Source organism: Sphingomonas olei, from assembly GCF_045369765.1.
Taxonomy (GTDB): Bacteria; Pseudomonadota; Alphaproteobacteria; order Sphingomonadales; family Sphingomonadaceae; genus Sphingomonas; species Sphingomonas panaciterrae.
In genome coordinates this window covers 1-4,176 of sequence record NZ_JBIQEU010000049.1, presented here as the reverse complement: position 1 = coordinate 4,176, position 4,176 = coordinate 1, and the positions used below count along the sequence as shown (strand labels likewise).

The window sequence follows — 4,176 nt, the reverse complement described above, 5'->3', positions numbered from 1 at the left end:
CATACCCGTAACGCTGCTCGACGAAGGGGGTCCCTTTTGGACGCCGATAGGGGGTCCTTTTTGGACGCCGATTGACAATTCCGCGCATAGCATCGCCAACGCCAGCGAACGCGCCGTTGAGCGTGGCCATCTGCTTGGCCATCGCACCGCCGAACTGGTTGTTGCCGATATCCTCAAGGTACTTGGTGATCGCGACACTGTTGTTCGCAACGCTCGTGCTCACGCCTTGGAAGGTGAACTTGACCTTGTCGCCCTCGACCTTCGACTTGATGCCGAACTCCTTAAGGCGCTCGAACTCACCCGTGCCGGCGTCGGCAACGGCTTCGATCATCTGGTTGAGGTCTTTGCCGGTGGCAGAAGCGGTGTTGCCGAAGGAGCGAAGACGCTCTTCAGTTGCCGCAAGGCCGATCTGGCGCAGCTTCACAAAAGCCTGCACCGACTGCCCGGTATCGAACGGAGTTGAGTTGCCGAAGTTGACGAGCGCCGCGTAAGTCTCCTTCGCGGTCTTCGCGTTCTTCGTCATGGTCTCGATCTGACCAAGCCAGCTTTGTGTCTGTGCAGCGGACTTGATTGCGGCAGAGCCGATTGCGCCAAGGCCGAGTGCGATGCCGCCAAGGACCGCAGCTTGCGGACCCATCGCCATGAGGCTCTGAACCAGACCGCCCACGGCAGGAGTAGCGCCAGCAGCGCGGCCCTTGATGTCGTCTAGTACCTTGCTGATTGCGCCGCCTGCGTCTGCGGCTTTGGACATGCTTCGACCGTTGCGATCGAAGGAACCCGCCATGTTATCGTTGGCGGCACTTACTCGCTGTCCGTGGCGGATGATCCGATCAAGAGAAGCGATTGTGGCGCGCTCGCCCGACACTGCGCGAGTTGGATCAATGATGACTTCAATTGCGGCGGCGAGATTACTGTCCATCCCGTACTTAGTCGGTTTGGGCTATCTTCTCGCCTTTGCCCGCTTTGCCGTCACTTCGGCCTTCTCGGCCTGCATGTTCAACCAAGCAACATCCACTTGTCGGATGGTGCTCTCAAATGCGTCTTGCTCTACTAGGTCCATCTCTAGTCGCTCTGCGTACCAGATGATCGCTTTGTTGGGGATTGGACCAGCGGCCATGCCGATCGGGCGCATCGTGGATAGTTCGTTGAAGGCTTGGAACAGCGACACGCTGTTGAGCTTGGGTGCAGCCTCTACCTCTAGCTGGGCACGCTCACTGCCCGCTTCTGCTGCCTGAAGGACGAGATTGCCCCCGTCCTCCAGCCAGTTGAGATAGGCGATTAGTTTTTTGCTTCGTCGTCCTTGGTCGAACGCGGATCGTGCTTGAAGTTGGCCTTGTTCTGCGAGAACTTCACCAGTTCGTTGAACATGCCGTCATCGTCGTCTTCTGGATCGAAGAGCAGTGCCATTGCGTTCTCGCGCGAGAATGGAACGTCCTTGCCGTTCTCGTCCTGCACACCTTCCCAGCCGTGCAGAGCGGTGTTGATGAACGTGAACACGCCACGCTTCTCCGCGTCTTCCAGCTTGCCGAGTGCTTCCTTGTTCTCGCGGCCAAAGCGCTCCATGCCGATGCGGACGAACTTGCTGTCCAGATTGAACAGCGACACGGTGAACGTGCCGTACTTGTTGCCGTCGTTGTCAGTGTAGGTGAAGGGAACGCCCATCTTTGCAACTGCAACGTCGTAGTTGGATGGCTTGCGGAACTTGATCTTAGTAGTCATGTGTTGCTCCTCTCTAATAGCATCCTATTTATTTGAGCAGCGAACATGGCAGTGGCGGCACCTTTCGATGCCGCCACCTCATGGAGAAACTAAGAGGTAAGGAGAGGAGAAACCCTCAGAGCTTTTCCACGATGATTGCCGCGCGGCTGACTTCGTCAAAGTGCGCGGTGAACTCTAGGTTGATGAGCAGACCAGTGTCGGTCAGTTCGTCGGTTGGGCTGTTGCACATCGCTGCGGGCAGCGTGATGCGGTAGCCTTCAGTGTTTGCGCCAGTGCCGCGAACAATGTCGAACTTCACTTCCACAGTCGTGTCGTCGCCGAACAGCGCGTCCACCTCAAAGCCCTTGCGGTAGCCGCCGAGGCTCAGGGTAGTTTCACGGTTGCCGGTTGCAGCCACGCTGGTTGCTTCCTTCTGGCCGAACACAATGCGGTGATCGTGTGCCGTGCCAGTGCTGAACTCCATGTTGATGAACTCAAGCGTCTGACCAGCGATCGAGAAGTTCTTCACGTCGATGTAGTTGAAGCTCTTTGCAGTAGCAGCGATGACCGGAAGTGCGCTGTCAGCGGAAGTGCGAACGCGCTTGCTGCCCATCAGTTCGAAGGATGCGGTAACACCCTCGCGAGCAGTGCCGCTAAGGCCGAAGCTGTTAACGGTGATGCCGCCGTCCTGATAGCCCATGTAGCCGCCGCGCTCGGTCAGCTTCGTAAGCATGGTGAAGAACACGTCGGTTTCACCGCCGAAGGCAATGCCCGTGTCCTCATCGAACTTACCGGCAATCGCACTCTCAATGAGCAGGTCGATCGCAGCGCAAGGACGAAGCGGCATGTTGAACGTGCCCGTCGAGGATGCGTGACCGCGAGTAGGAGCGGCAGTTTCGCGATTAGGACGCTGCGTAGTGTCCTCAATCATCGCGGTCGAATAGGTGAGTGGTGCCTGACCAGTTTCAGCGGGAAGGTCCAGCAGACTGCCGGTAGCTGGCATTACGCCAAACTCCACTTCCTCGATGATCTTGTAGGCGACCTCATTCTGATTGATGTAGTCAGTTGCCATTTGCGGCCTCCAATTATTGAACTGGAGCCGCAAGTCTGGCTCCGCCCTATTTAGCGGCGGCCAGTTGGAGGTGCTTTGTACTAGGTGCGGTAACGCAGGCTCTGGAACGAGTAGCGGATAGTATGCTGATACTCGTCTTTGTTCTCGACCGTTTGGCGCGTCATGCGGACTACCTGAAGTGCGCCATCATCACTGCGCCAATCAGTAAAGAGGTTGTCATACCGGGCAACCACCTCGTCACCGGCTTTGAGGCCTAGCTTTTTAGGAATGAACACCTGTAGGTATGCGCCACCCGTGCTTAGGTACTCGGGATTGTCGCCGTTGCTCACACGCTCGTTGCTCTCAAGCGACACGGAGAAGCGCACCCACGGCTTTGACTTGTCCACAACTGTGGAGGGCTTGTTCAGCGTGAGAACTTGGTTCGACTTGAGATCGAACGCGGACAGAAAGCGCGCTTCAAGGGCTGCTTCATCGAGATTCATTCACTACCTCCGGAGCGCGCGGCGCTCTCAACTGCTGCTTCAATCCACCCGTTCGGAGCCTGACTAGAATGTCCGCGCGCGAGGGCTGGGCCGTAAACCGTGGGATTGCTGATCTTGCCGGGCTGTCCGCTCTGTGTCGGAGTGTCGATCTGCCAAGCGCCGCGAAAGTCACCATCGCGAACAGGCGATCCCTCGATGAGCTTCTTGCCCACATCGAGCGTGATCTTCTGCGTGACCTCTAGCACCTTCTCCTGCTGCATCTTGGCGAACTTGGCGCGTGCTGCGATCAGCTGGGACATATCAAAGCGGACTGCCATTAGCTGACCTCCGCGACGTACAGGACCGGCTTGTCGGCTTCGTAGAGCGTGACGACATTGCCGACCTCGTAGGACTTGCCCGCAAATGTGATGCTGTCGCCGCGCTTGGGCTGGGTCTGCATCTTGGCGACCATGCGCCATACCTCGCGGCCTTCCTCGTCCAGAGTTTCCGATGGACCGACCGTCATCCTCACCGGGCGCGAGGCCGGCGACACTTCAACCATGCTGTTCGTGTCGGGATCGAAGACCGTGCTGGCACCCGTGAGCGTGCCGTTCGCACCAAAGCGGGCGAGCAAACGAGCCTCAAGGGCCAACATGCGATCCGCGAACGCCATTAGGGGCGCATCCTCGAGAAGCGCACGCCGCCGGCCTGGCCCGCTGCTACTGGAGCGAGGGGCGCCAGCATTGCCGTTACCTGTGGGTAGGGATCGGATGGGGTGGCTTCGTACTCGGTTTCAACGCTCGCACCCGTCGAGGACGCTTCCTTGAGCTTCTTCACGGCCTGCGTTGCGCGCATTGCGGGCGCAGTGACTGTCAATCGGCGTCCAAAAAGGACCCCCTATCGGCGTCCAAAAGGGACCCCCTTCGTCGAGCAGCGTTACGGGTA

Annotated in this window: 7 protein-coding genes; all 7 read right to left on the bottom strand. The window is 58.4% G+C overall.

The window, feature by feature from the left end:
- On the bottom strand, positions 1-919 hold a 919-nt coding region (locus tag ACH0BU_RS17830; RefSeq protein WP_500264453.1), incomplete at its 3' end, for a hypothetical protein.
- A gap of 21 nt (positions 920-940) precedes the next feature.
- Positions 941-1,168, bottom strand: a complete 228-nt coding sequence (locus ACH0BU_RS17825) for a phage tail assembly chaperone (protein WP_500264452.1) — start codon at positions 1,166-1,168, stop codon at positions 941-943.
- Between the two features lie 110 nt (positions 1,169-1,278).
- The gene (locus ACH0BU_RS17820; protein WP_500264451.1) at positions 1,279-1,719 is read right to left on the bottom strand and encodes a phage-derived protein YdaY family protein; all 441 of its coding nucleotides are present in this window, start codon (positions 1,717-1,719) and stop codon (positions 1,279-1,281) included.
- Positions 1,720-1,834: 115 nt separating this feature from the next.
- Positions 1,835-2,770: a phage tail tube protein gene (locus tag ACH0BU_RS17815; RefSeq protein ID WP_500264450.1), complete on the bottom strand. Its 936-nt coding sequence runs from the start codon at positions 2,768-2,770 to the stop codon at positions 1,835-1,837.
- An 80-nt stretch (positions 2,771-2,850) separates the two neighbouring features.
- A complete protein-coding gene (locus ACH0BU_RS17810) occupies positions 2,851-3,252 on the bottom strand; it encodes a hypothetical protein (protein WP_500264449.1) in 402 nt (133 codons plus the stop codon).
- Positions 3,249-3,569: a hypothetical protein gene (locus ACH0BU_RS17805; protein ID WP_500264448.1), complete on the bottom strand. Its 321-nt coding sequence runs from the start codon at positions 3,567-3,569 to the stop codon at positions 3,249-3,251. Before ACH0BU_RS17805 ends, ACH0BU_RS17810 begins: the two co-directional genes overlap by 4 nt.
- Positions 3,569-3,904: a hypothetical protein gene (locus ACH0BU_RS17800; protein ID WP_500264447.1), complete on the bottom strand. Its 336-nt coding sequence runs from the start codon at positions 3,902-3,904 to the stop codon at positions 3,569-3,571. Before ACH0BU_RS17800 ends, ACH0BU_RS17805 begins: the two co-directional genes overlap by 1 nt.
- Between the last annotated feature and the right edge of the window lie 272 nt (positions 3,905-4,176).